The organism is Streptomyces sp. LARHCF249 (assembly GCF_052871255.1).
Genome location: NZ_JBIXJQ010000002.1, coordinates 596,149 through 616,722, shown reverse-complemented (window position 1 = coordinate 616,722; position 20,574 = coordinate 596,149). Strand labels below are relative to the sequence as shown.

Here is a 20,574-nt window from a genome sequence, read left to right as displayed (position 1 = left end):
CGGTTCATGGTGCAGGATGCCGCTATGGATGCCGTGAGAGTCGCGCTGCTGCGCGAGGTCCTCGCCGGTACGGAGTGGCCCGGCGCCGCGCGCCGCTTCGCCGGCTCGCTGCGGCGCTCGGTCGTCCCGGCCGGCGGGAACCTGCTGCTCGTGGGGACCGAGCGGTACGAGCCCTGGCACCTGGCGGCGCACCTGGTGGACGAGGCCGCCTGGTCGGGGCAGCCGGAGCTGGCGCCCACCCTCGTACGGCACCGCGTGCTGCCCGGGGAGCCGCCGCACCTGTCGGTGGGGCTGGGCAGGCTCGAGGCGGCCCGGCGCGGGCACACGCTGCTGGTGGTGGCTCCCGAGGAGCCGGGCGAGGGGCTGCTGGAGCGGGTCCACGACGCCCGGCGCGCGGGGGCGACCGTACTGTCCCTCGACGGCGGGGACCCGGATCTGGGCACGCTCGCGCACGACGCCCTCTCGGTGCCGCAGGGTTCCGCGGAGCTCGATCTGGATCTGGACACCGTGCAGCACCTGGTCAGCGCGGCGGCCGGGGAGAACAGCCTGCCGGTGCAGCGCGGGCCGCGCCGGTTCCGGGACCGGCTGGCGCGGCTGGCCGATCAGCTGACCGCGCCGCCGCCCAGCCGCTGGTAGTCCGGTACGCGCCAGCCCCCCGTCAGGTGGCCGAGCCCTCGTCTTCCTCGCGCGTCTTGTCGTTCCACTTGGGATCGGTCTGCCATTCGAGGTTGCGCTCCTGCGCCGTCTCCATGGCGTGGGCCGCCTCCTCGGGGGTCCCGTACGGACCGAAGCGGTCCTTGGCGGGGCACTCGGGGCCTTCCTCGACCTTCTGGTGGACCAGGCAGTAGTACCACTCGCCCGGTTTGCCCACTTGGCGCTTCTTGAAAAGGGCCATCGCTGTCGGGCTCCTCTCGATACCGCTGCTACCGCTCTCTGCCGCCATGCTGCCCCATCCCCGCTGGATACACTCGCTTGCATGTCTGGCCAGTCGCTGCTCGTACCAGGCGAGCTCTCCCCCGTCCGTTCCGTTCCCGGAAACATCCGCCGTCCCGAGTACGTGGGCAAGCCCGCGCCCACCCCGTACACCGGACCGGAGGTGCAGTCGGCCGAGACCATCGAGGCCATGCGCATCGCCGGCCGGATCGCCGCCCAGGCGATGGAGGAGGCCGCCAAGCTGATCGCTCCGGGGGTGACCACCGACGAGCTGGACCGGGTCGCGCACGCGTACATGTGCGACCACGGCGCCTACCCGTCGACGCTGGGCTACCGGGGCTTCCCGAAGTCGCTGTGCTCCTCGGTGAACGAGGTCATCTGCCACGGCATCCCGGACTCCACCGTGCTGCGCGACGGCGACATCGTGAACCTCGACGTGACCGCGTACATCGGCGGGGTCCACGGCGACAACAACGCCACCTACCTGTGCGGGGAGGTGGACGAGGAGTCGCGGCTGCTGGTGGAGCGCACCCGTGAGGCCCTGAACCGGGCCATCAAGGCCGTCAAGCCGGGCCGCCAGATCAACATCATCGGCCGGGTCATCGAGTCGTACGCGAAGCGCTTCGGCTACGGCGTGGTCCGGGACTTCACCGGTCACGGCATCAATTCCTCGTTCCACTCCGGCCTGATCATCCCGCACTACGACAGCCCGCACGCCACCACCGTCATCGAGCCCGGGATGACCTTCACCATCGAGCCGATGCTGACCCTGGGCACCCACGAGTACGACATGTGGGAGGACGGCTGGACGGTCGTGACGAAGGACCGCAAGCGGACCGCGCAGTTCGAGCACACGTTGGTGGTGACCGACAGCGGGGCGGAGATCCTGACCCTGCCGTAGCCGTACCCAGGCGGATTTTTTTACCGACATGGCGTCGGGAACTCATTGACTTAGGCATACCTAAGTAGGAAGATCGGACGTGGCGGGCATGCCGCCACGTCTGTTTCCCCTTCCTGGAGGTCCGTCTTGGACGCCTTCTCTACGGTCATCCGCGTCGCCTCGCACGAGCAGCACACCGAAGCAGAGACGTCGACCTTCATGAGCGACCTGCTGGGCGGCCGGCTCGGGGTGGACGCGTTCACGCGCTACACCGAGCAGCTGTGGTTCGTGTACCGGGCGCTGGAGGACGCGGCCGAGTCCCTGAAGGACGACCCGGTGGCCGGCCCGTTCATCCGGCCCGAGCTGATGCGCGTCGCCGAGATCGAGCGGGACCTCGCGCACCTGCTGGGTCCGGACTGGCGCGAGAACGTGGTGGCCCTGCCCGCGACCGAGGCCTACGCCGCCCGGGTGGCCCAGTGCGCGGCCGAGTGGCCGGGCGGCTACGTCGCCCACCACTACACCCGCTACCTGGGCGACCTGTCCGGCGGCCAGATCATCCGCGACAAGGCGGAGCGGACCTGGGGCTTCGACCGCAAGGGCGACGGCGTCCGCTTCTACGTCTTCGCGGACATCTCCAACCCGGCGGCCTTCAAGCGGACCTACCGCGAACTGCTGGACGCGATCGCCGCCGACGACCTGGAGAAGCAGCGCATCGTCGACGAGTGCAAGCGCGCCTTCGACTTCAACGGCGCGGTCTTCCGGGAGCTGGGCGAGCAGTTCCCGCTCAGCGCGTAGCCCCTCCGGGGAGGTCGGCGGTACGAGGGCCGGTCCCGTGCGAACGCACCGGGCCGGCCCTTTCGCGCGGGTCCTGCCCGGGCCCTACGGCCTCGGACCGGCGAAGCGGACGCGGCCGCCGATCTCCACGGTGCCGTCGGGGCCGGGGGCGGTGAGGATCTGGGAGCCCGCGCCCTGGGTGATGTTCAGGGCGCGGTTGAGCTGGGCGGTGAGCAGGATCGCCGCCGAGCCGGTGGCCTCGTCCTCGGCGATGACCCCGTCGGCGCGGCGCGGGAAGCCGCGGGCCCGTACCCGTCCGGCTGTCTCGTCCTCCCAGGCCCACGCGTACAGCCAGCCCTCGCCCGGCGGCGGGGCCGGCAGCGCCTCGACTTCGGCGACCGACCCGTACTGCTCGGTGCGCTTGCCCTCCACCCACTCGGGCCGGGCCGTGATCCAGGTGAACTCCCCGTCGTCACGGGCCCATACGGAGCCGGCCGGCGGCTGGAGCTCCTCGATGTCCAGCAGCCAGGCGAGCCCGACCAGCGGATGCCCGGCGAAGGACATCCGGGTGCCGGGGGTGCGGATGTCGACGACCCCGCGCTCGGGATCGTCGACGAACACCGTCTCGCTGTAGCCGAGTTCGGCGGCCAGCGCCTGCCGCGACCCGTCGTCGGGGCAGACCCGGCCGTCGCGTACGACCCCGAGCAGGTTGCCGTGCCGGCCGTCACCGGCGCAGAAGACCCTCAACACGTCGAGATGATCGTTCACTCGGGCATTCAAGCACGGCTCGGGCTCTAGGCCGTACGCCGCCTGCGGGCGAGGAACACGGCGCCCGCGCCGGCCGCGATCACGGCGCCGGAGGTACCGAGCAGGGCGCCGGCGGGGATCTCGGCGCCGGTGGTGGCGAGGCTGCCGCCGACGGTGGCCGCGGTGGCTCCGGTGGTTCCGGAACCGCCCGTACCGCCCGTACCGCCCGTGCCTCCGGTGGTGCCGCCGCCCGCCGGGAGGGTGGCGTCCTTGTCCACCGCCACGGAGAGGGTGATCGGGTCGATCGGGTCGCCCGCCTTGTACATGGAGCCGGTGGTTCCGTTGGCGAAGAGGGCCGCGCCCTTGGCGGTGAAGGCGGCCGGTACCGCATTCAGCGTCAGTACGCCGCCCTGGGTCTTGTAGTCCGTCTTCGACAGGTCGAGCGTGGCGAAGGGGAGCTGGTTCACCCAGAGGGTGCCGGTCTTGCCGGTGGCCTCGACGCGGACGTCGCCGAAGGTCATGTCGATCCCGTGGGCCGCGTACTGGAAGCGGAGACTGCCCTCGAACGAGGCGTTCAGCTTCTGGTTCTTCGCGTCCAGATCGCCCTTGCCGAAGGCGAAGTCGAAGAGGTCGCCGTTCTTGGCGGCGCCGCCGGACGGGGTGATCGAGCCCGCGCTCAGGACGTACCGGCGGAAGGACTCCTTCACACCCCACGTCAGCTTGCCGCTGAGGACCTTCTGCGGACCGTCGGCAGGAGCTGTGGGCGTCGCGGTGGGGGTGGCCGACTTCGTCGGAGTCGGAGTCGGAGTCGGGGTCGGGGTGGGCGTCGGAGTCGGGGTCGGCGGGGCGGGCTTCTCGAACTCCAGCTTCGCGGTGAGCGGGTCGCCCGCCTTGTTCTCGTACGACGCCGAACCGAGCGCGTCCGCCGCCTCCTTGGTGAGGGTGGTCGCCAGGCCCGTCATCGACTGGCCGGCGAAGGCCACCGCGGCCAGCGGCACGTCCTGGGCCGTGGCGCCGCCCTTGGTGACGTCCGCGGTGAGCTTCTTGGTGCCGGTGTCGATGCGGAAGTCCGAGAGCTTGACCTCGAAGCCGTGGCCGGTCGGCGGGGCCGGCGAGGAGAAGGTGACGCTGCCCTTGAAGGCCGCCTTCACCACGTGACCGGCGGCCGGCTCGTACTGCCCGGTCGGCTCGCCGAACCGCAGGCTGCCGTCCGCGTTCTGCTGGGCGCCGTCCGCCACGGTGATCGTGCCCTTGGCCATGCCGGTCACGTAGGCGCGGTAGTTGGCGAGCACACCCCAGTCGAGGGTGCCGCCGACGATCTTCACCGGGGCGGTCGGGGGTCCGCCCGCGGCCGAGGCGGGCAGGACCAGGGCGGTGGCGCCGAGCGCGGCGGCCGTCAGGACGGCGGCCGCGACGGCGATCGGGCGGCGGTGGGACGACATGGCTGGGAACTCCTGGGAAGAGAGGGGGAGGTGGACGGGGGGAGGGAGCCGTTACGGTGCTTCGGCCGCGGCACGGCGCTTGCGGATCACGAGGAAGGCGCCACCGGCGGCGAGCACCAGCACGGCCACGGCGAGGGCGATGTACATCCCGGCGTTCGAGGACGTCCCGCCCTTGGCGACCGCCTCGGCGGAGGCGCTGGGTGCGGGCGAGGGCGCGGCCGTGGAGCCCAGGTCGGGCAGCGCGGGCAGTTTCGCGGTGGCGTCGAGGGCGATCGCGAGCGAGACCGGGTCCATCTCGGTGCCCGCCTTGTACATGGCGTTGAAGGCCTGGGAGCCGCCCTCGGTGAGGGTGGCGGGGGCTTCGGCCAGGGTGGCGAGGCCGCCCTCGGCCTTCAGGGCCCCGGCATCGAACTCCACCAGCGCGACGGCGTTCTTCGTCGTACCGCCCGAGGTGACGTCGGCGGACAGGACGCCCTTGCCGTTCTGCACCGTGACGCGCACCGCGCCGAGCTTCAGGTCCAGGTGGGTGCCGGTGAAGTGGACGGTGCCGGCGAAGGCGGCGTCAAGGGTGCCTTTCCCGCCGTCGTACGCGCCCTTGCCCTGCGGGAAGCGGAACAGTGCGCCGCCGTCCTGGGCGCCCTCGGCGAGGCTCCACTTGCCCTGGCCGACGGAGCCGGTGACGTACTCGCGGAAGGTGCGGCGGACCCCCCAGTCGACGGCGGCGTCGGCGAAGGCACCCGGCGCCTGCGAGGTCTCGGCGGACGCGCTCGGCTGCGCCGCGGTGGGCAGCTGCGAGGGCTGCGCGGCCGGGGCGGCCTTGACGTCGGCGGAGAGCGAGACGGGGTCGAGCTGCGCGCCGGCCGCGTAGTAGCCGGCGAAGGCCTTGGCGCCCTGTTCGGTGAGGGTGGCCGGGATGTTGGTGAGGGTGAGCGGGCTCGCGCCGCCCTTCATGTCGACCCCGCCGAGGCCGAGGGTCGCGAACGGCACCTGGGACAGGCTGGTGACCGCGCCGGTGTCCTTCGCCTTGCTGGAGACGTCCACGTACAGGGTGCCGCTGCCGCCGTCGATCTTGACGGTCGGGCGGCTGACGGTCATGTCCAGTTCGTAGACGCCGTCGGGCTTCTGGTGGCCCTGGAAGGTCACCCCGCCCGAATACGAGGCTTCGAAGGCGCCGGACTCCGGGTCGTAGGAGCCGGTCGCGGTGTGGAAGCGGAACAGGCTGCCGCCGACGGTGGCTGCTCCGCTCTTCAGCTTGAAACCGCCTTTTGCAACAGGGCCCGTGACATAACTCTGGAAAGACGATTTGATGCCCCAGTCGAGACGACCCCCCTGCACGGTGCCCGCCCGGGCGACGGCGGCCGGGAGCAGCGCTCCCAGCAGGGCCGCCAGCAGGGCGATGGCGAACGCACGGACGGGTCTTGTGGGCATGACCGCCCCCTCCAGGGTCTAGCGAGCAAGGTTAGGCTAACCTAAGCTACCCCTGGCCGGATGGGAAACCCCCCGGTCTCCACAACCTCAGTCGGACGATCAGGACGGTGCCCTCGTGCCTACGCCCGCCGCGTCACACCGCTTCCCCCGTCTCGCTCTCGCCGCGGCAGCACTGGCACTTGCGCTGACGGGCTGCGGGGGTACGGCCGCCACCCCGGGCCCATCCGCCCACACCGCCGCCGCCCCGGACCGGGTGGAACCGCTCACCCCGGCTCCGGCGCCCGCGATGCCGGCGACCGTGGTCTCGGCCGACGGCTCCCGGGTCACCGTCGCCTCGGCGGACCGGGTCGTCCCGCTGACCGGCAGCCTCAACGAGATCGTCCACACGCTCGGCCTCGGCGACCGGGTGGTCGCCAAGGACATCACCGCCACCTTCGAACAGGCCGCCGCGCTGCCGGTGGTGACCCGGGGCCACGACGTCTCCGCCGAGAGCGTGCTCTCGCTGCGCCCGACGATCGTCCTGGCGGAGACCACCACCGGCCCCGCCGAGGCGATCCAGCAGATCCGCGACGCGGGCGTTCCGGTCCTCGTCATCGCCCCCGCCAAGGCACTGGAGGACGTGCCGAAGCGGATCGACGCGGTCGCCTCCGCGCTCGGGGTCACCGAGGCGGGTGCGCGGCTGAACCAGCGCACCGCCGACCGGATCGCCGCCGTCCGCAAGGAGATTCCGGCTGCCTCCGGCAAGAAGCCCCGGGTCGCCTTCCTCTACCTGCGCGGCACCGCCTCGGTCTACCTGCTCGGCGGATCCGACTCCGGAGCCGCCTCACTGCTGGAGGCGGCCGGCGCCGTCGACACCGGCAAGGAGTCCGGACTCGGCAAGGACTTCACCCCGATCACCAGCGAGGCCCTGGCGGCCGCCGCCCCCGACGCGATCCTGGTCATGTCCAAGGGCCTCGAATCGGTCGGCGGCGTCGACGGCCTGACGAAGATCCCGGGCGTCGCCCAGACCCCGGCCGGCATGGACCGCCGGGTGGTCTCCGTCGACGACGGCGTCCTGCTCAACTACGGCCCGCGCACCGACCAGGTGCTGTCCTCGCTCATCGCCCAGCTCTACGGCAAGGCCGCCTGACGTGGCCCTCCCCGGCAGAAGGGCCTACCTGCTCACCGCGGCCCTCGTCGTCACCGTGCTCGTGCTCGCTCTGGTCTCCGCCGGAACCGGGGCGTACCGGATCCCCCTCGGGGACGTACTCGCCTCCGTGCAGCACCGCACGGGGCTGGGCGGGGCGCCCCTCGACCGGGTCGGGGAGAGCGTGCTGTGGAACGTACGCCTGCCCCGCGTCGTGCTCGCGCTGCTCGTCGGCGCAAGCCTGGGCTGCGCCGGCGCGCTCATGCAGGGCGTCTTCGGCAACCCCCTGGCCGAGCCCGGCGTCATCGGGATCTCGGCGGGAGCCGCGGTCGGCGCCGTCGCCGCCATCGGGCTCGGGCTCAGCTTCCTCGGCAACTGGACGATTCCCCTCTGCGCGTTCGTCGCGGGCCTGGTCACCGTCGGCTCCGTCTACTTCCTCTCCCGCAACGGCGGGAAGACCGAGGTCGTCACCCTCATCCTCACCGGCATTGCCGTCAACGCCTTCGCCGGCGCCCTGATCGGGCTGTTCGTCTTCTTCGCGGACAGCGGGCAGGTCAACCAGATCACCTTCTGGCAGCTCGGCTCCCTCGCCCAGGCCACCTGGCCCAAGGTGCTCGCCGTACTCCCCTGCGCCCTCGCCGGCCTGCTCGTCGCCCCCTTCTACTCGCGCCGCCTCGACCTGCTCTCCCTCGGCGAACGCCCGGCCCGCCACCTCGGCATCGACGTCGAGCGGCTGCGCCTCGCCCTCATCCTCGTCGTGGCGCTGCTCACCGCCGCCGCCGTCGCCGTGGCCGGCGTCATCACCTTCGTGGGGCTGCTGGTCCCGCACCTGCTGCGGATGGCCAACGGGCCCGGTCACCGCTTCCTGGTGCCGGGCAGCGCGCTCGCCGGAGCCGTCGTCCTGGTCGCGGGCGATCTGGCCGCGCGGACCCTCGCCCAGCCGGCCGAACTGCCGCTCGGTGTCCTGACCGCCCTGCTCGGCAGCCCGTTCTTCTTCTGGCTGCTGCGCCGCACCCGCCGCAAGCAAGGAGGCTGGGCGTGACCGAAGCGACCCGCGAGACCCGTGCGACCGGCACGTCCGCCGCCGCCCGCGCGACCCGCAGGCTCACCGGGCTGCTCTCCCGGAACCGGCGGACCGTCCCGGCCCGGCCCGGCCCCGGATCGGCCCTCGCCGAAATCACCGGCCTGCACGTCCGGCTCGGACAGCGCGAGGTGCTGGCCGGCATCGACCTGACCGCCCGGGCCGGAGAGGTGCTGGCCCTGGTGGGCCCCAACGGCGCGGGCAAGTCCACGCTGTTGGCGGCGCTGGCCGCCGACCTGCCGGCCGCCTCCGGGGAGATCCGGATCGACGGCCGCCCGGTGCACGACTGGTCGGCCCCCGACCTCGCGCTGCGGCGCTCGGTCCTCCCCCAGTCGGCCGCGCTGTCCTTCCCCTTCCCCGTGGCGGACGTCGTACGGATGGGCCGCGCGCCGTGGGCCGGCACCCCGCTCGCCGACGCGGACGAGGAGGCGGTGGCCGCCGCCATGGCCGCGACCGAGGTCGCCGATTTCGCCGACCGCCCCTTCTCCGCGCTCTCCGGCGGCGAGCGCGCCCGCGTCGCGCTGGCCCGCGTACTGGCGCAGCGGGCGCCGCTGTTGCTCCTCGACGAGCCCACCGCCGCCCTGGACCTGCGCCATCAGGAACTCGTGCTGCGGATCTGCCGCGAACGGGCCGCCGCCGGGGACGCGGTGGTCGTCGTCCTGCACGACCTGGGCCTGGCCGCCGCCTACGCGGACCGGGCCGCCGTCCTGCACGACGGGCGGATCGCGGCGGCCGGTCCGCCGGCCGAGGTGTTCGAGGACGCGCTGCTCAGCCGCGTCTACCGGCAGCCGGTCGAGGTCCTCCCGCACCCGCGCACCGGCGCTCCCCTGGTGGTCCCGGTGCGCCGCACGCCAACCGGGCTGGTTTGACCTTCCTTTGACCCGGTCATGGAATGACCCTGGTATGGGTCAGGTAAGCCTCGATTAAGTTAGGTCCGCCTCACCGGCCTCTCCCCCTTGGGACGGCCCGTCGTCCGACGCCCAGGAGCCCCTATGCGCCCCGCCCGCCTCACCGTCATAGCCGCCGCCTCCGTGGCGGCCGCCCTGGCCGCCGTCACCGGCTGCTCCCAGAAGAGCGACGCGGGCGGCGACGGCGTGGTCAGGGTCGCGGCCTCCGACAGCGCCTGCGAGGTGTCGAAGACGGAGTTCCCGTCCGGCAAGGTTCAGATCGACGTCGAGAACAAGGGCTCCAAGGTCACCGAGGTCTACGTCCTCTTCCCGGACGCCCGCATCGTCACCGAGCGCGAGAACATCGGCCCGGGCACCAAGGCCTCCATCACCGCCGAGATCAAGGCGGGCGAGTACGAGATCGTCTGCAAGCCCGGCATGAAGGGCGACGGCATCAAGCAGAAGGTCAAGGCCACCGGCAAGGGCGGCGAGGAGAAGCGCAGTCCCGAGGCGGACGCAGCGGTCGCCGAGTACCGCGCGTACCTGGTCGTGCAGACCAACCTGAGCCCGGCGAGCATGTTCACCGGCGCCGTCAAGGCCGGGAACATCGAAATGGCGAAGAAGCTGTACGCCCCGTCCCGCATCGGCTGGGAGAGCACCGAGCCGGTCGCCGAGTCCTTCGGTGACATCGACCCGAAGGTCGACGTCCGCGAGGACGGCCTGGAGCCCGGCCAGGAGTGGACGGGCTGGCACCGCCTGGAGAAGTCCCTGTGGGCCGAAAACAAGATCGACGACAATGACAAGAAGCTCGCCGACACCCTGATGGCGGACCTGACCGACTGGCAGAAGCGGGTCGGCACGGCCGAGATCACCCCCAGCTCGATCGCGAACGGCGCCAAGGAGCTCCTCGACGAGGTCGCCACCGGCAAGGTCACGGGCGAGGAGGAGCGCTACTCCCACACCGACCTGGTCGACTTCAAGGCCAACGTCGACGGCGCGCAGAAGGCGTTCGAGGTCCTCAAGCCGATCGTCTCGAAGACCGACCCCGAGCTCACCAAGACGCTGGACACCCGCTTCGCGGCGATGCACGCGCTGTTGGACAAGTACTACGCCGACAAGGCCACCCTCACCTTCGTCTCCTACGACACGGTCGGCGAAGCGGAGCGCAAGGAGCTCTCGGACGCCGTGTCCGCCCTCGGCGAGCCGCTGTCCAAGCTCGCCGCCGCGGTCACGAAGTAACCGGCACCAGCGGAACCAGGCGGGAGACCCGAATGTCCGAGTCGGAGCCGGCCGTGCAGCCGGAGACGGTGACGGAGACCGAACACAACGACGGCGGCAGGGCCGCGCCTTCGCGGCGCTCCGTGCTCGGCTGGGGCGGGGCCGGGCTCGCGCTCGGCGCCGCCGCGGCCGGCGGCACGGTGGCGGCCCTGGGCACCGGCTCGGACGCCGTCCCGGCGGCCTCGGCCGGGGCGGCCGTGCCGTTCCACGGCGAGCACCAGGCCGGTATCGCCAGCGCCGTGCAGGACCGGCTGCACTTCGCGGCCTTCGACGTGAAGACGAAGGACCGCGGGGAGCTCGTCGCGCTCCTCAAGGAGTGGACCGGGGCGGCCCGGCTGATGACGGCCGGCCGGCCCGTCGGCGAGGGCGGCTTCGGCGGACTCCCGGAGGCGCCCCCGGACGACACGGGCGAGGCACTGGGCCTCAAGCCCTCGCGGCTCACCCTGACCATCGGCTTCGGGCCCGGCCTGTTCGCCAAGGACCGCTTCGGGCTGGAGGACAAGCGCCCCGAAGCCCTGGTGGACCTGGAGCTGTTCCCCGGCGACAACCTGGACGCGGCCCGCTCCGGCGGCGACATCTGCGTCCAGGCCTGCGCCGACGACCCGCAGGTCGCCGTACACGCGATCCGCCAGCTGGCCCGCATCGGCTTCGGCCGCACCGCGGTGCGCTGGTCGCAGCTCGGCTTCGGCAAGACCTCGTCGACCACGCCCGAAGAGCAGACCCCGCGCAACATGATGGGCTTCAAGGACGGCACCCGGAACATCTCCGGCACCGACGAGGCCGCCCTGGACAAGCACGTGTGGGTCGGCCCGGGCGACGGCAGCGACTGGATGACCGGCGGCTCCTACCTCGTGGCCCGCCGGATCCGGATGAACATCGAGACCTGGGACCGCACCCCGCTGGGCGAGCAGGAGGACATCTTCGGCCGCGACAAGGGCGAAGGCGCCCCCGTCGGCAAGTCCAAGGAGCGCGACGAGCCCTTCCTGAAGGCGATGAAGCCGGAGGCGCACGTGCGCCTCGCCCACCCGGACACCAACAACGGCGCGATGATGCTGCGCCGCGGCTACTCCTTCACGGACGGCACGGACGGTCTGGGCCGCCTCGACGCGGGCCTGTTCTTCCTCGCCTACCAGCGCGACGTCCGCAAGGGCTTCATCCCGGTGCAGCGCAGCCTGGCGAAGGCCGACGTCCTCAACGAGTACATCCAGCACGTGGGTTCGGCGATCTTCGCCGTCCCGCCGGGCGTCCGCGACCAGGACGACTGGTGGGGCCGGGCGCTGTTCGCGTAGTCCCCGTCGTACGGCTCGTAGAGCCCGGAGAGGAACAACCGCCGTGTTCGGCAACTATCTGATCGGCCTGCGCGAGGGGCTGGAGGCCGGCCTGGTCGTCTGCATCCTCGTCGCCTACCTGGTGAAGACCGGGCGCAGGGACGCCCTGCGTCCGGTCTGGCTCGGCATCGCGATCGCCTGCGGGATCTCGCTCGCCTTCGGCGCGACGCTCGAATTCGGCACCCAGGAGCTGACCTTCGAGGCGCAGGAGCTGCTCGGCGGCACCCTGTCCGTCATCTCGGTGGGCCTGGTGACGTGGATGGTCTTCTGGATGAAGCGCACCGCGCGGCATCTGAAGGCCGAGCTGCACGGCAGGCTCGACACGGCGCTCGCCATGGGCACGGGGGCGCTGGTCGCGACCGCGTTCCTGGCCGTCGGCCGGGAGGGTCTGGAGACGGCGCTGTTCGTGTGGGCCTCGGTACGGGCCAGCGGCGAGGGCTCCTCCGCCCCGCTGGCCGGCGTACTGCTGGGCATCGCGACGGCAATCGCGCTGGCCTGGCTGTTCTACCGCGGCGCCCTGAAGATCAACCTGGGCCGGTTCTTCACGTGGACGGGCGCCATGCTGGTGGTCGTCGCCGCGGGCGTGCTCGCGTACGGGGTCCACGACCTCCAGGAGGCCCGCTTCCTCGGCGGTCTCGGCGACAAGGCCTTCGACGTCAGCGCGGCCGTCCCGCCGGACAGCTGGTACGGGACCGTGCTCAAGGGCGTCTTCAACTTCCAGCCGGACCCCACCGTGCTGCAGCTGTGGGTGTGGGCGCTGTACCTGGTCCCCGTGCTGGTGCTGTTCTTCGCCGAGCGCTCACGACCTGCCGACGCGAAGGCACGGCCGGCGGACTCCCCCGGCTCGGCGGAGTCTGCGGAGGCACCCGACGCCGCGCCCGCCGGCTGAACGCCGTGGGCGCCTCGGCCCCGCCGAAGCCGAGCACCCTCATGCGGGGCTCGCGTCGGGGCCGAGGCGCGCGCTCACGCGATCCGCACTCCCGTGCCGCCGACCCTGACCCGGGGGTCGCCCGCGCGCAGTTCCACCGTGAGCTCCCCCGGGCGGCCCATGTCCGCGCCCTGGTGGAGGGTGAGCACGGCGTCGTCCGGGACCAGGCCGAGCTCGCGGGCGTACGCGCCGAAGGCTGCCGCGGCCGCGCCCGTCGCCGGGTCCTCGACGACTCCGCCGACCGGGAAGGGGTCCCGTACGTGGAACTCCGCCGGGCCCGCCCGGTGCACCAGCTGCACGGTGATCAGGTCCAGGCGCCGCATCAGCGCCTCCAGCCGGGCGAAGTCGTACGCGAGGTCCGCGAGCCGGGCCCGGGTGCCGGCGCCGAGCACCAGGTGGCGGGCTCCGGCGTAGGCGATCCGGGGCGGGAACGCCGGGTCCAGGTCGGCCTCCGGCCAGTCCAGCGCGGCCAGCGCCTCGGCGAGGTCGGCCGCGCCGATCTCCTCGGTGTGCGGCTCCACGCTCGTGAGCGTGGCCCGCAGCAGCCCGTCCCGCGCCGCGGTGACGGACACCGGGACGGTTCCCGCCCGCGTCGCGAACACCAGCTCCCCGGGGCCGATCCGCTCCCCCAGCGCCACGGCGGTGGCGACGGTGGCGTGCCCGCAGAACGGCACCTCCGCCTTCGGGCTGAAGTAGCGCACGGTGAAGGCCCGGCCCGGCTCCCCCTCCAGCCCCTCGGGCGGGGCGGTCAGGAAGGCCGTCTCGCTGTAGCCGAGCCCGGCGGCGATGCCCAGCATGGCGGAGTCGTCCAGTCCGGCCGCGTCGAGCACGACCCCGGCCGGGTTGCCGCCCGCCGGGTCGCCGGAGAAGGCCGTGTAGCGCAATACCTCAGTCGTCATGATCGTCTCAACTGCGGGGCCGCGGCGGGCATTCCCCGGCTCAGCCGCGCCCGATGTACGGCATCGCCGTCGCCATCACCGTCGCGAACTGCACGTTCGCCTCCAGCGGGAGCTCCGCCATGTGCAGCACCGTGCGCGCCACGTCGGCGGCGTCCATCACCGGTTCGACGGCGAGCTGCCCGTTGGCCTGGAGGATGCCGGTCTGCATCCGCTCGGTCATCTCGGTGGCGGCGTTGCCGATGTCGATCTGGCCGCAGGCGATCTTGTACGGGCGCCCGTCCAGCGACAGGGACTTGGTCAGGCCGGTCACCGCGTGCTTGGTCGCGGTGTAGGCGACGGAGTGCGGGCGCGGCACGTGCGCCGAGATCGAGCCGTTGTTGATGATGCGGCCGCCCTGCGGGTCCTGCGCCTTCATCTGCCGGAAAGCGGCCTGCGCGCACAGGAAGGCGCCGGTCAGGTTGACGTCGACCACCGAGCGCCAGGCCTCGTAGGAGAGGTCCTCCAGCGGGACGCCGCCCGGGCCGAAGGTGCCCGCGTTGTTGAAGAGCAGGTCGACGCGCCCGTACCGCTCGCGTACGGCCCCGAACAGCGCAGCGACCTCGTCCGGATCGCTGACGTCCGTCCGGACGCAGAGCACGTCGGCGCCGTCGCCGGCCGCCCCGGCGGTCTCCTCCAGCGGCTCGGTACGGCGGCCCGCCACCGCCACGGCCCAGCCGGCCGCTGCCAGGGCCAGGGCCACGGAGCGGCCGATCCCGGAGCCGGCCCCCGTGACTACAGCGATCTTCTTCGTACGTTCGTCCATGGGGCCGCAGAGTACGTCACACGGCGCCCCGGTCCCCGGACGTTCCGATTGCTGAGAGCATGGGTCGGTCAGGGGTGCATAAAGAAGACAAGCAGACTGGAGTTCCGCATGTCGGAGAGAGGCCCCGTGACGGCCCGCTCGCACGAACCGTCGCCCGAAACGCCCTCCGCCCCCACCGCCACCGCACCCCTGAAGGCCGCACGCCGCACCGGCCTGCTGGTCACCTTCATACTCGGGGGGCTGACCGCCCTCCCCCCGCTGTCGATGGACATGTACCTCCCGGCGCTGCCGGAGGTCACCAATGCCCTGCACAGCCCGGCCTCCACCGTCCAGCTCACTCTCACCGCCTGCCTCGCCGGCATGGCGCTGGGCCAGCTGGTCATCGGCCCGATGAGCGACAAGTGGGGCCGCCGCCGGCCGCTGCTCATCGGCATGGTCGTCTACGTCCTGGCCACCGCGATCTGCGCCCTCGCCCCCACCGCCGAACTGCTGATCGCCTTCCGCCTGCTCCAGGGCCTGGCCGGCGCGGCCGCGATCGTCATCGCACGGGCCGTCGTACGCGACCTGTACGACGGGGTCGAGATGGCCCGGTTCTTCTCCACCCTCATGCTCATATCCGGCACCGCGCCGATCGTCGCCCCGCTCATCGGCGGCCAGGTGCTGCGCTTCTCCGACTGGCGCGGGGTCTTCGTCGTCCTCACCGCCGTCGGCATCGTGCTCACCGTGATGATGTGGCGCAGCCTCGGCGAGACCCTGCCGCCCGAGCGGCGCCAGACCGGCGGCGTCGGAACGGCCCTGCGCACCATGCGGGGGCTGCTCGGCGACCGCGTCTTCACCGGCTACACGCTGGCCGGCGGTTTCGCCTTCGCCGTGCTCTTCTCCTACATCGCCGCCTCGCCCTTCGTGGTGCAGGAGATCTACGGTGCTTCGCCCCAGGCCTTCAGCCTGCTGTTCGGCATCAACTCCTTCGGCCTGATCGCCGTCGGCCAGATCAACGGCAAGCTGCTGGTCGGCCGGGTGGACATGGACAAGACCCTGTCCGTCGGGCTCGCGGTCACCACGGCCGCCTCGGTGGCCCTGCTGCTCATGGCCGCCGGGGTGTTCGGGAGGGTCGGGCTGGTCCCGATCGCCACCGCGCTGTTCGTGCTGATGTCGGCGATGGGCCTGGTGATGCCGAACACCAACGCGCAGGCGCTCATGCGCACCCCGCACGCCGCCGGCTCGGCGTCCGCGCTGATCGGCACCTCCTCCTTCCTGGTCGGCGCGATCGCCTCACCGCTGGTCGGGATCGCGGGCGAGGACACGGCGGTGCCGATGGCGGTGGTGCAGCTGGTGTGCTCGCTGCTGGCGGTGGGCTGCTTCCTGGGCCTGTGCCGGCCGTGGCAGCCCCGCGAGGCCGCCGCCTAGCCTCCTGCGGGCAGCGCGGCCCTGGTCCTGCGGGCCCGATGGCCCGCAGGGCGCTTGCGCAGCGGCGGCGCCGCACCCGGCGGTGACCATCCGGCCGGCGCCGTAAACTCGGCGGGTGAACGCCTCCGCCCCCACCACCGCCGAGACCCTCCGCAGCGCACTCGCCGGCCTGCTCGACGGGCTCCCGCACAAGCAGGCCACGGCCGCCGTCGAGCGGCTCATCGCCAGCTACCGGGGGCAGACCCCGACCGACGCGCCCGTGCTGCGCGACCGTTCCGACGTGGCGGCGTACGCGGCGTACCGGATGCCGGCCACCTTCGAGGCCGTCCGGTCCGCCCTGGACGGCCTCGCGGAGGCGGCCCCGCAGTGGGCACCGGGCTCGCACGTGGACGTGGGCGGCGGCACGGGCGCGGCGACCTGGGCGGTGGACGCCGTCTGGGACGGCCCGCGCGAGACCACGGTGTTGGACTGGGCGGAGCCGGCGCTGGAGCTCGGCAGGGAACTCGCGCAGGCCTCCGGCTCCCCCGTGCTCCGCGCGGCGGACTGGCGGCGGGCCGTCATCGGCTCCGGGCTGGCGCTGCCGGAGGCGGACCTGGTGACGGTCTCGTACGTGCTGGGCGAGCTGACCCCGCAGGCCCGTACCGCCGTCGTCGCCGAGGCGGCGCGGGCCGGCCAGGCCGTGGTGCTGATCGAGCCGGGCACGCCGGAGGGCTACCTGCGCATCCGCGAGGCCCGCGACCAGCTCATCGCGGCCGGGCTGCGGGTCGCCGCCCCGTGCCCGCACGACGGGACCTGCCCGATCGAGGTCGGCCGGGACTGGTGCCACTTCTCGGCGCGGGTCAGCCGGTCCTCCCTGCACCGGCAGGTCAAGGGCGGCTCCCTCCCGTACGAGGACGAGAAGTTCAGCTACGTCGCCGCCACCCGCTTCCCGGCCGGGCCGGCCGCCTCCCGGATCACGCGGAAGCCGCAGATCCGGAAGGGGCTCGTCCTGCTGGAACTGTGCGGACCCGAGGGTGAGGGCCTGACCCGGGTCAACGTGACCAAGCGCCACGGCGACCTCTACAAGGCGGCGCGGGACGCCGACTGGGGCCAGGCCTGGCCGCCCCCCTCCGACGAGGGCTAGGGCCTCAGCTCCTGGGTGCAGCACTTCACGCTGCCGCCGCCCTTGAGCAGCTCGCCCAGGTCCATCGGGACCGGCTCGAAGCCCCGGTCCCGCAGCGGCGCCAGCAGCCCGGTCGCCGCCTGCGGGAGCAGCACGTGCCGGCCGTCCGAGACGGCGTTCATGCCCAGGGCCGCCGCGTCCTCGGGCTCGGCGAGCAGCGCGTCGGGGAAGAGGCGTGTGAGTACGGCCCGGCTGCCCGGCGAGAAGGCGGGCGGGTAGTACATGACCTCGTCGCCGTCGAGGACGCACAGGGCCGTGTCCAGGTGGTAGTAGCGCGGGTCCACCAGGTCGAGGCCGATGACGGGGCGGCCGAAGAACTCCTGGGCCTCGTCGTGCGAGAGCGGGCTGGAGCGGAAGCCCCGGCCGGCGAGGATGTAGCTGGCGGTGACGGCGAAGTCGCCCTCGCCCTCGTTGACGTGGGACGGCTCGTGGACGTCCCGGTAGCCGCGGCCGCGGAACCACTCGAGGTGGATCTCGGCCTCGGCGGCCCGCTCCGGATGGGCGAACCGGGCCCCGAGCACCCGTCCGTCGACGACGAGGGCCCCGTTCGCCGCGAAGACCATGTCCGGCAGCTCGGGGTGCGGTTCGAGGGTTTCGACGGTGTGCCCGAGGGAGCGGTAGCGGTCCCTCAGGTCCTCCCACTGGGCGAGTGCGAGGGGCAGGTCCACCGGTTTCGTGGGATCCATCCACGGGTTGATGGAGTAGGTGACCTTGAAGTGTGCCGGTGGGCACATCAGGTAGCGCCGGGGTGTGGCGTCTCTGCGCAAAGAAGGCTCCTCACGACTTACGACGAGTGTGGAGAGAATCGTCTCTCCTCACGCGGGACAGCGCAGTGAACTGATTGGGTGGTTTAACGGACAAGAGGAAGACGAGACGTCTCGGTTGGTAGTTTCAGGACATGACCACCAAGCCCCCTGGCAAGAGCGCCAAGAGCCCTGACGCCACCCGCCGCAGCGACCGCTCCCGGCGGGCCATCCTCGACGCCGCGCTCGCCCTGGTCGGGGAGGTCGGCTACAACAAGCTGACCATCGAGGCGATCGCCGCCCGCGCCGGGGTCGGCAAGCAGACCATCTACCGGTGGTGGCCGTCGAAGGCCGCGGTCCTCCTCGACGCCTCGCTCTCGCTCGCCGGGGACGCGCAGACGCAGGCCGAGTGGACCGGCTTCCCCGACACCGGGGACCTCGCCGCCGACCTGAAGCACGTCCTGCGGGCGACGGTGGACGAGCTGTGCGACGAGAAGTACGAGGCCCCCGCGCGCGCCCTGACGGCGGCCGGGGCGACCGACCCCGAGCTCGGCGCCCGTTTCAACGAGCGGCTGCTGGAGCCGCAGCTCGCCCTGTACGAGGCGCGGTTGCGCACCGCCCGGGAGGCCGGACAGCTCGCGCCGGACACCGACCTGCGGCTGACGGTGGAGATGCTGCTGGGCCCGCTGACGTACCGCTGGCTGCTGCGGACGCGGCCGCTGACGCACGCCTTCACCGACGCGCTCGTGGACCGGGTGCTGGGCGGGGTGGCCAACGTCACCGTCACCTGACCGGACGCCAAATGGCCGAATTCTGTGGTTATGTGGGGGTTGCCGGTCACCAATCCCCAACCCCCCGGTCACCGAGACCGGTCACCCGGGGCGCAGGATGGTGGGACCATGTGAAGGTCCGCCGGGGATACGGTGAGGTGAGGGGATAGATGGGGTCTGAGTCCGGCCGCGTCAAACGCGGCGAGCAGAGCAGGATTTCCCAGTGGCTGCGCCGGCGGCAGAAACCCACCGCCGAGGACCCCGGAAAAGAGCGCGAGGCGCTCCTCCTGGCCGTCGCCGCCGCCGGACTGCCGCTCGCCCCCGCCGCCCATCCCGCCGGTTACCGATGTTCGTGCGACCGCATCGGCTGTCCCACGCCCGCGCGCCACCCCGTCTCCTTCGCTTGGCAGACCCAGTCGACCACCGACCGCGCCCAGGTCGAACGCTGGGCGCGCAACCAGCCCCAGGCCAACTTCATCACCGCGACCGGCATGGTCCACGACGTACTCGACGTCCCGCTGGAAGCCGGCGCCGCCGCGCTCGCCCGCCTGCTGGAAGCCGGCATCGAGGTCGGCCCGGTCGCCGAATCGGGCGGCACCGGGGACCAGGCGCGGATGCTCTTCTTCACCGCCACCCGCGGCACTCCCGAGGACGAGGACGAGTGGTGGCCCTGCGAACTGGACTGCCACCCCGAGACGATGGACGAGCACCCGGGCCTGCGGTGGCACTGCCGCGGCAGCTACGTCCTGGTCCCCCCGGCGGCGCTCCCCGGTGAGCACGCGGTGACCTGGCTCCGCGGCATGGAGCACCCCCTCCCGGACCCCCTGACCCTCCTGGAAACCCTGACGGACGCCTGCGCCGCCTACGCGGGCACCACGAACCGAACCCCAGCGGCAGTCGCCTGGCCGTTGGGCCGCTAGCCGCCCGGGCCGGCGGGGCTGGGTTGTGCCCGGCTGGACTGAGATTGCCTGCGGCAATCCAGCCCGGCCGGCGTTTGAGGCGCGGGTGCCCCCCCCGGACGGAGTCGGGGGGAGGGTCCGGGGCAGAGCCCCGAGCCTTCAGCCGCGCCCGGGCTCAGTGGTGGATCTGCGTGACCACCACGTCCAGGGCCCAGGCCTTGCCCGGCTTCGCGGGGGCCTCGGCCTCGACGACGTAGCCCAGGTCCCGCAGGGCCGTCACCAGCTCGGCCGGCGACGCCGGCACCGCACCGGCCAGCAGCAGGTCCCGGACCAGCCGCCCCTTCGTCGCCTTGTTGAAGTGGCTCACCACGGACCGCTTCTCCACCCCGTCCACCACCTGCGCATGCAGCACCCGCACGGTGGCCGTCCGCTCCGCCACCTCCCCCTTCGGCTTCCACGCGGAGCCGTACGCCGCCGACCTCAGGTCCAGCACCAGCCCCTCCCCGGCCACGGTCGGCAGCACCTCGGCCATCGGCCCCCGCCAGTACGCCCCCAGCGCCCCGCACCCCGGCAGCTTGACGCCCATCGAGCAGCGGTACGACGGGATCCGGTCGGTGATCCGCACCGCACCCCACAGCCCCGAGAAGACCAGCAGCGCGTCCTCGGCCAGCGCCCGCGCCGCCGGAGTCAGGTCCGCCAGCCCCAGCGCGTCGTACAGCACACCGGTGTAGACCTCCCCGGCCGGCCGGGCCGGCGCCGACCGCAGCTCCACGTTCTTCGCGACCTCGCCGCGCAGGCCCTCGCTCAGGCCCAGCACCTCGCGCGCCTTGAGCTCGTCGCCCGCGCACAGTTCGACCAGTTCGTCCAGGACCCCCGCACGGGCCGCGGCCAGACCGGGCAGCGACAGCGACTCCGGCTTCAGTGGTGCGCCGGAGCCGCCGGCGGCCTTTCCTTCGGACGGCGGCAGCAGCACGAGCACGGTGGATCTCCTTCGGTACGACACGTCGCAGGGGATGCGGCCCCCGAGCCAGGGTAGACGCCTCGCCGCGCCGTCCGGCCC

The 20,574-nt window shown here is 72.7% G+C and carries 21 protein-coding genes; 13 read left to right on the top strand and 8 right to left on the bottom strand.

Annotated elements, in window-relative coordinates:
• The first annotated feature begins 24 nt into the window (after nucleotides 1-24).
• Entirely contained in the window at nucleotides 25-636 is a 612-nt protein-coding gene (locus tag ACIPUC_RS07695) for a hypothetical protein (RefSeq protein WP_446587354.1), read from the top strand.
• Between the two features lie 22 nt (nucleotides 637-658).
• Here the strand turns inward: ACIPUC_RS07695 and ACIPUC_RS07690 are convergent, their stop codons facing one another.
• Nucleotides 659-895, bottom strand: a complete 237-nt coding sequence (locus ACIPUC_RS07690; protein WP_446587352.1) for a hypothetical protein — start codon at nucleotides 893-895, stop codon at nucleotides 659-661.
• 81 nt (nucleotides 896-976) lie between these two features.
• On the opposite strand from ACIPUC_RS07690, the gene map reads away from it, so the two are divergent.
• Nucleotides 977-1,834: a type I methionyl aminopeptidase gene (gene map, locus ACIPUC_RS07685; protein ID WP_446587350.1), complete on the top strand. Its 858-nt coding sequence runs from the start codon at nucleotides 977-979 to the stop codon at nucleotides 1,832-1,834.
• Nucleotides 1,835-1,960: 126 nt separating this feature from the next.
• Nucleotides 1,961-2,608, top strand: a complete 648-nt coding sequence (locus ACIPUC_RS07680) for a biliverdin-producing heme oxygenase (protein WP_446587348.1) — start codon at nucleotides 1,961-1,963, stop codon at nucleotides 2,606-2,608.
• Nucleotides 2,609-2,692: 84 nt separating this feature from the next.
• Here ACIPUC_RS07680 and ACIPUC_RS07675 read toward each other — a convergent pair whose 3' ends face one another.
• The 3 genes from ACIPUC_RS07675 to ACIPUC_RS07665 are packed head-to-tail and all read right to left on the bottom strand — an operon-like array spanning nucleotide 2,693 to nucleotide 6,204.
• Entirely contained in the window at nucleotides 2,693-3,355 is a 663-nt protein-coding gene (locus ACIPUC_RS07675; RefSeq protein WP_446587346.1) for a PhzF family phenazine biosynthesis protein, read from the bottom strand.
• A gap of 26 nt (nucleotides 3,356-3,381) precedes the next feature.
• The gene (locus ACIPUC_RS07670) at nucleotides 3,382-4,776 is read right to left on the bottom strand and encodes an HtaA domain-containing protein (protein ID WP_446587345.1); all 1,395 of its coding nucleotides are present in this window, start codon (nucleotides 4,774-4,776) and stop codon (nucleotides 3,382-3,384) included.
• A 51-nt stretch (nucleotides 4,777-4,827) separates the two neighbouring features.
• A complete protein-coding gene (locus ACIPUC_RS07665) occupies nucleotides 4,828-6,204 on the bottom strand; it encodes an HtaA domain-containing protein (RefSeq protein ID WP_446587343.1) in 1,377 nt (458 codons plus the stop codon).
• Between the two features lie 115 nt (nucleotides 6,205-6,319).
• Between ACIPUC_RS07665 and ACIPUC_RS07660 the strand changes: the two genes are divergently transcribed.
• The 6 genes from ACIPUC_RS07660 to efeU all read left to right on the top strand — a co-directional run bounded on the left by ACIPUC_RS07660 (nucleotide 6,320) and on the right by efeU (nucleotide 12,793).
• The gene (locus ACIPUC_RS07660) at nucleotides 6,320-7,333 is read left to right on the top strand and encodes a heme/hemin ABC transporter substrate-binding protein (protein WP_446587341.1); all 1,014 of its coding nucleotides are present in this window, start codon (nucleotides 6,320-6,322) and stop codon (nucleotides 7,331-7,333) included.
• Nucleotide 7,334: 1 nt separating this feature from the next.
• Nucleotides 7,335-8,372 carry a FecCD family ABC transporter permease gene (locus ACIPUC_RS07655; RefSeq protein ID WP_446587339.1) on the top strand — a complete coding sequence of 346 codons (1,038 nt, stop codon included), beginning with the start codon at nucleotides 7,335-7,337 and terminating at the stop codon, nucleotides 8,370-8,372.
• Nucleotides 8,373-8,443: 71 nt separating this feature from the next.
• Nucleotides 8,444-9,280, top strand: coding sequence for a heme ABC transporter ATP-binding protein (locus ACIPUC_RS07650; RefSeq protein ID WP_446587670.1), 837 nt, complete (start codon nucleotides 8,444-8,446; stop codon nucleotides 9,278-9,280).
• Nucleotides 9,281-9,403: 123 nt separating this feature from the next.
• The gene (gene efeO, locus ACIPUC_RS07645) at nucleotides 9,404-10,537 is read left to right on the top strand and encodes an iron uptake system protein EfeO (protein WP_446587337.1); all 1,134 of its coding nucleotides are present in this window, start codon (nucleotides 9,404-9,406) and stop codon (nucleotides 10,535-10,537) included.
• 32 nt (nucleotides 10,538-10,569) lie between these two features.
• Nucleotides 10,570-11,865 carry an iron uptake transporter deferrochelatase/peroxidase subunit gene (gene efeB, locus ACIPUC_RS07640; RefSeq protein WP_446587335.1) on the top strand — a complete coding sequence of 432 codons (1,296 nt, stop codon included), beginning with the start codon at nucleotides 10,570-10,572 and terminating at the stop codon, nucleotides 11,863-11,865.
• A 43-nt stretch (nucleotides 11,866-11,908) separates the two neighbouring features.
• Entirely contained in the window at nucleotides 11,909-12,793 is an 885-nt protein-coding gene (gene efeU, locus ACIPUC_RS07635) for an iron uptake transporter permease EfeU (protein WP_446587333.1), read from the top strand.
• 74 nt (nucleotides 12,794-12,867) lie between these two features.
• Here the strand turns inward: efeU and ACIPUC_RS07630 are convergent, their stop codons facing one another.
• Entirely contained in the window at nucleotides 12,868-13,731 is an 864-nt protein-coding gene (locus tag ACIPUC_RS07630) for a PhzF family phenazine biosynthesis protein (RefSeq protein ID WP_446587331.1), read from the bottom strand.
• 40 nt (nucleotides 13,732-13,771) lie between these two features.
• Nucleotides 13,772-14,533 (bottom strand): SDR family oxidoreductase, encoded by a 762-nt coding sequence (locus tag ACIPUC_RS07625; protein WP_446587329.1) that lies wholly within the window; start codon nucleotides 14,531-14,533, stop codon nucleotides 13,772-13,774.
• 108 nt (nucleotides 14,534-14,641) lie between these two features.
• On the opposite strand from ACIPUC_RS07625, the gene ACIPUC_RS07620 reads away from it, so the two are divergent.
• Complete coding sequence (locus tag ACIPUC_RS07620) at nucleotides 14,642-15,940, top strand: Bcr/CflA family multidrug efflux MFS transporter (RefSeq protein ID WP_446587327.1); 1,299 nt, start codon at nucleotides 14,642-14,644, stop codon at nucleotides 15,938-15,940.
• A 115-nt stretch (nucleotides 15,941-16,055) separates the two neighbouring features.
• The gene (locus ACIPUC_RS07615) at nucleotides 16,056-17,063 is read left to right on the top strand and encodes a small ribosomal subunit Rsm22 family protein (protein ID WP_446587326.1); all 1,008 of its coding nucleotides are present in this window, start codon (nucleotides 16,056-16,058) and stop codon (nucleotides 17,061-17,063) included.
• Here the strand turns inward: ACIPUC_RS07615 and ddaH are convergent.
• Nucleotides 17,060-17,869 (bottom strand): dimethylargininase, encoded by an 810-nt coding sequence (gene ddaH, locus ACIPUC_RS07610; RefSeq protein WP_446587324.1) that lies wholly within the window; start codon nucleotides 17,867-17,869, stop codon nucleotides 17,060-17,062. The two genes, ACIPUC_RS07615 and ddaH, sit on opposite strands and share 4 nt — an antisense overlap.
• A gap of 131 nt (nucleotides 17,870-18,000) precedes the next feature.
• Between ddaH and ACIPUC_RS07605 the strand changes: the two genes are divergently transcribed.
• Nucleotides 18,001-18,636: a TetR/AcrR family transcriptional regulator gene (locus ACIPUC_RS07605; protein ID WP_446587322.1), complete on the top strand. Its 636-nt coding sequence runs from the start codon at nucleotides 18,001-18,003 to the stop codon at nucleotides 18,634-18,636.
• Nucleotides 18,637-18,785: 149 nt separating this feature from the next.
• Nucleotides 18,786-19,535 carry a bifunctional DNA primase/polymerase gene (locus ACIPUC_RS07600; protein WP_446587320.1) on the top strand — a complete coding sequence of 250 codons (750 nt, stop codon included), beginning with the start codon at nucleotides 18,786-18,788 and terminating at the stop codon, nucleotides 19,533-19,535.
• Between the two features lie 154 nt (nucleotides 19,536-19,689).
• Here ACIPUC_RS07600 and yaaA read toward each other — a convergent pair whose 3' ends face one another.
• Nucleotides 19,690-20,493, bottom strand: coding sequence for a peroxide stress protein YaaA (yaaA, locus tag ACIPUC_RS07595; protein WP_446587318.1), 804 nt, complete (start codon nucleotides 20,491-20,493; stop codon nucleotides 19,690-19,692).
• Nucleotides 20,494-20,574: the final 81 nt, after the last annotated feature.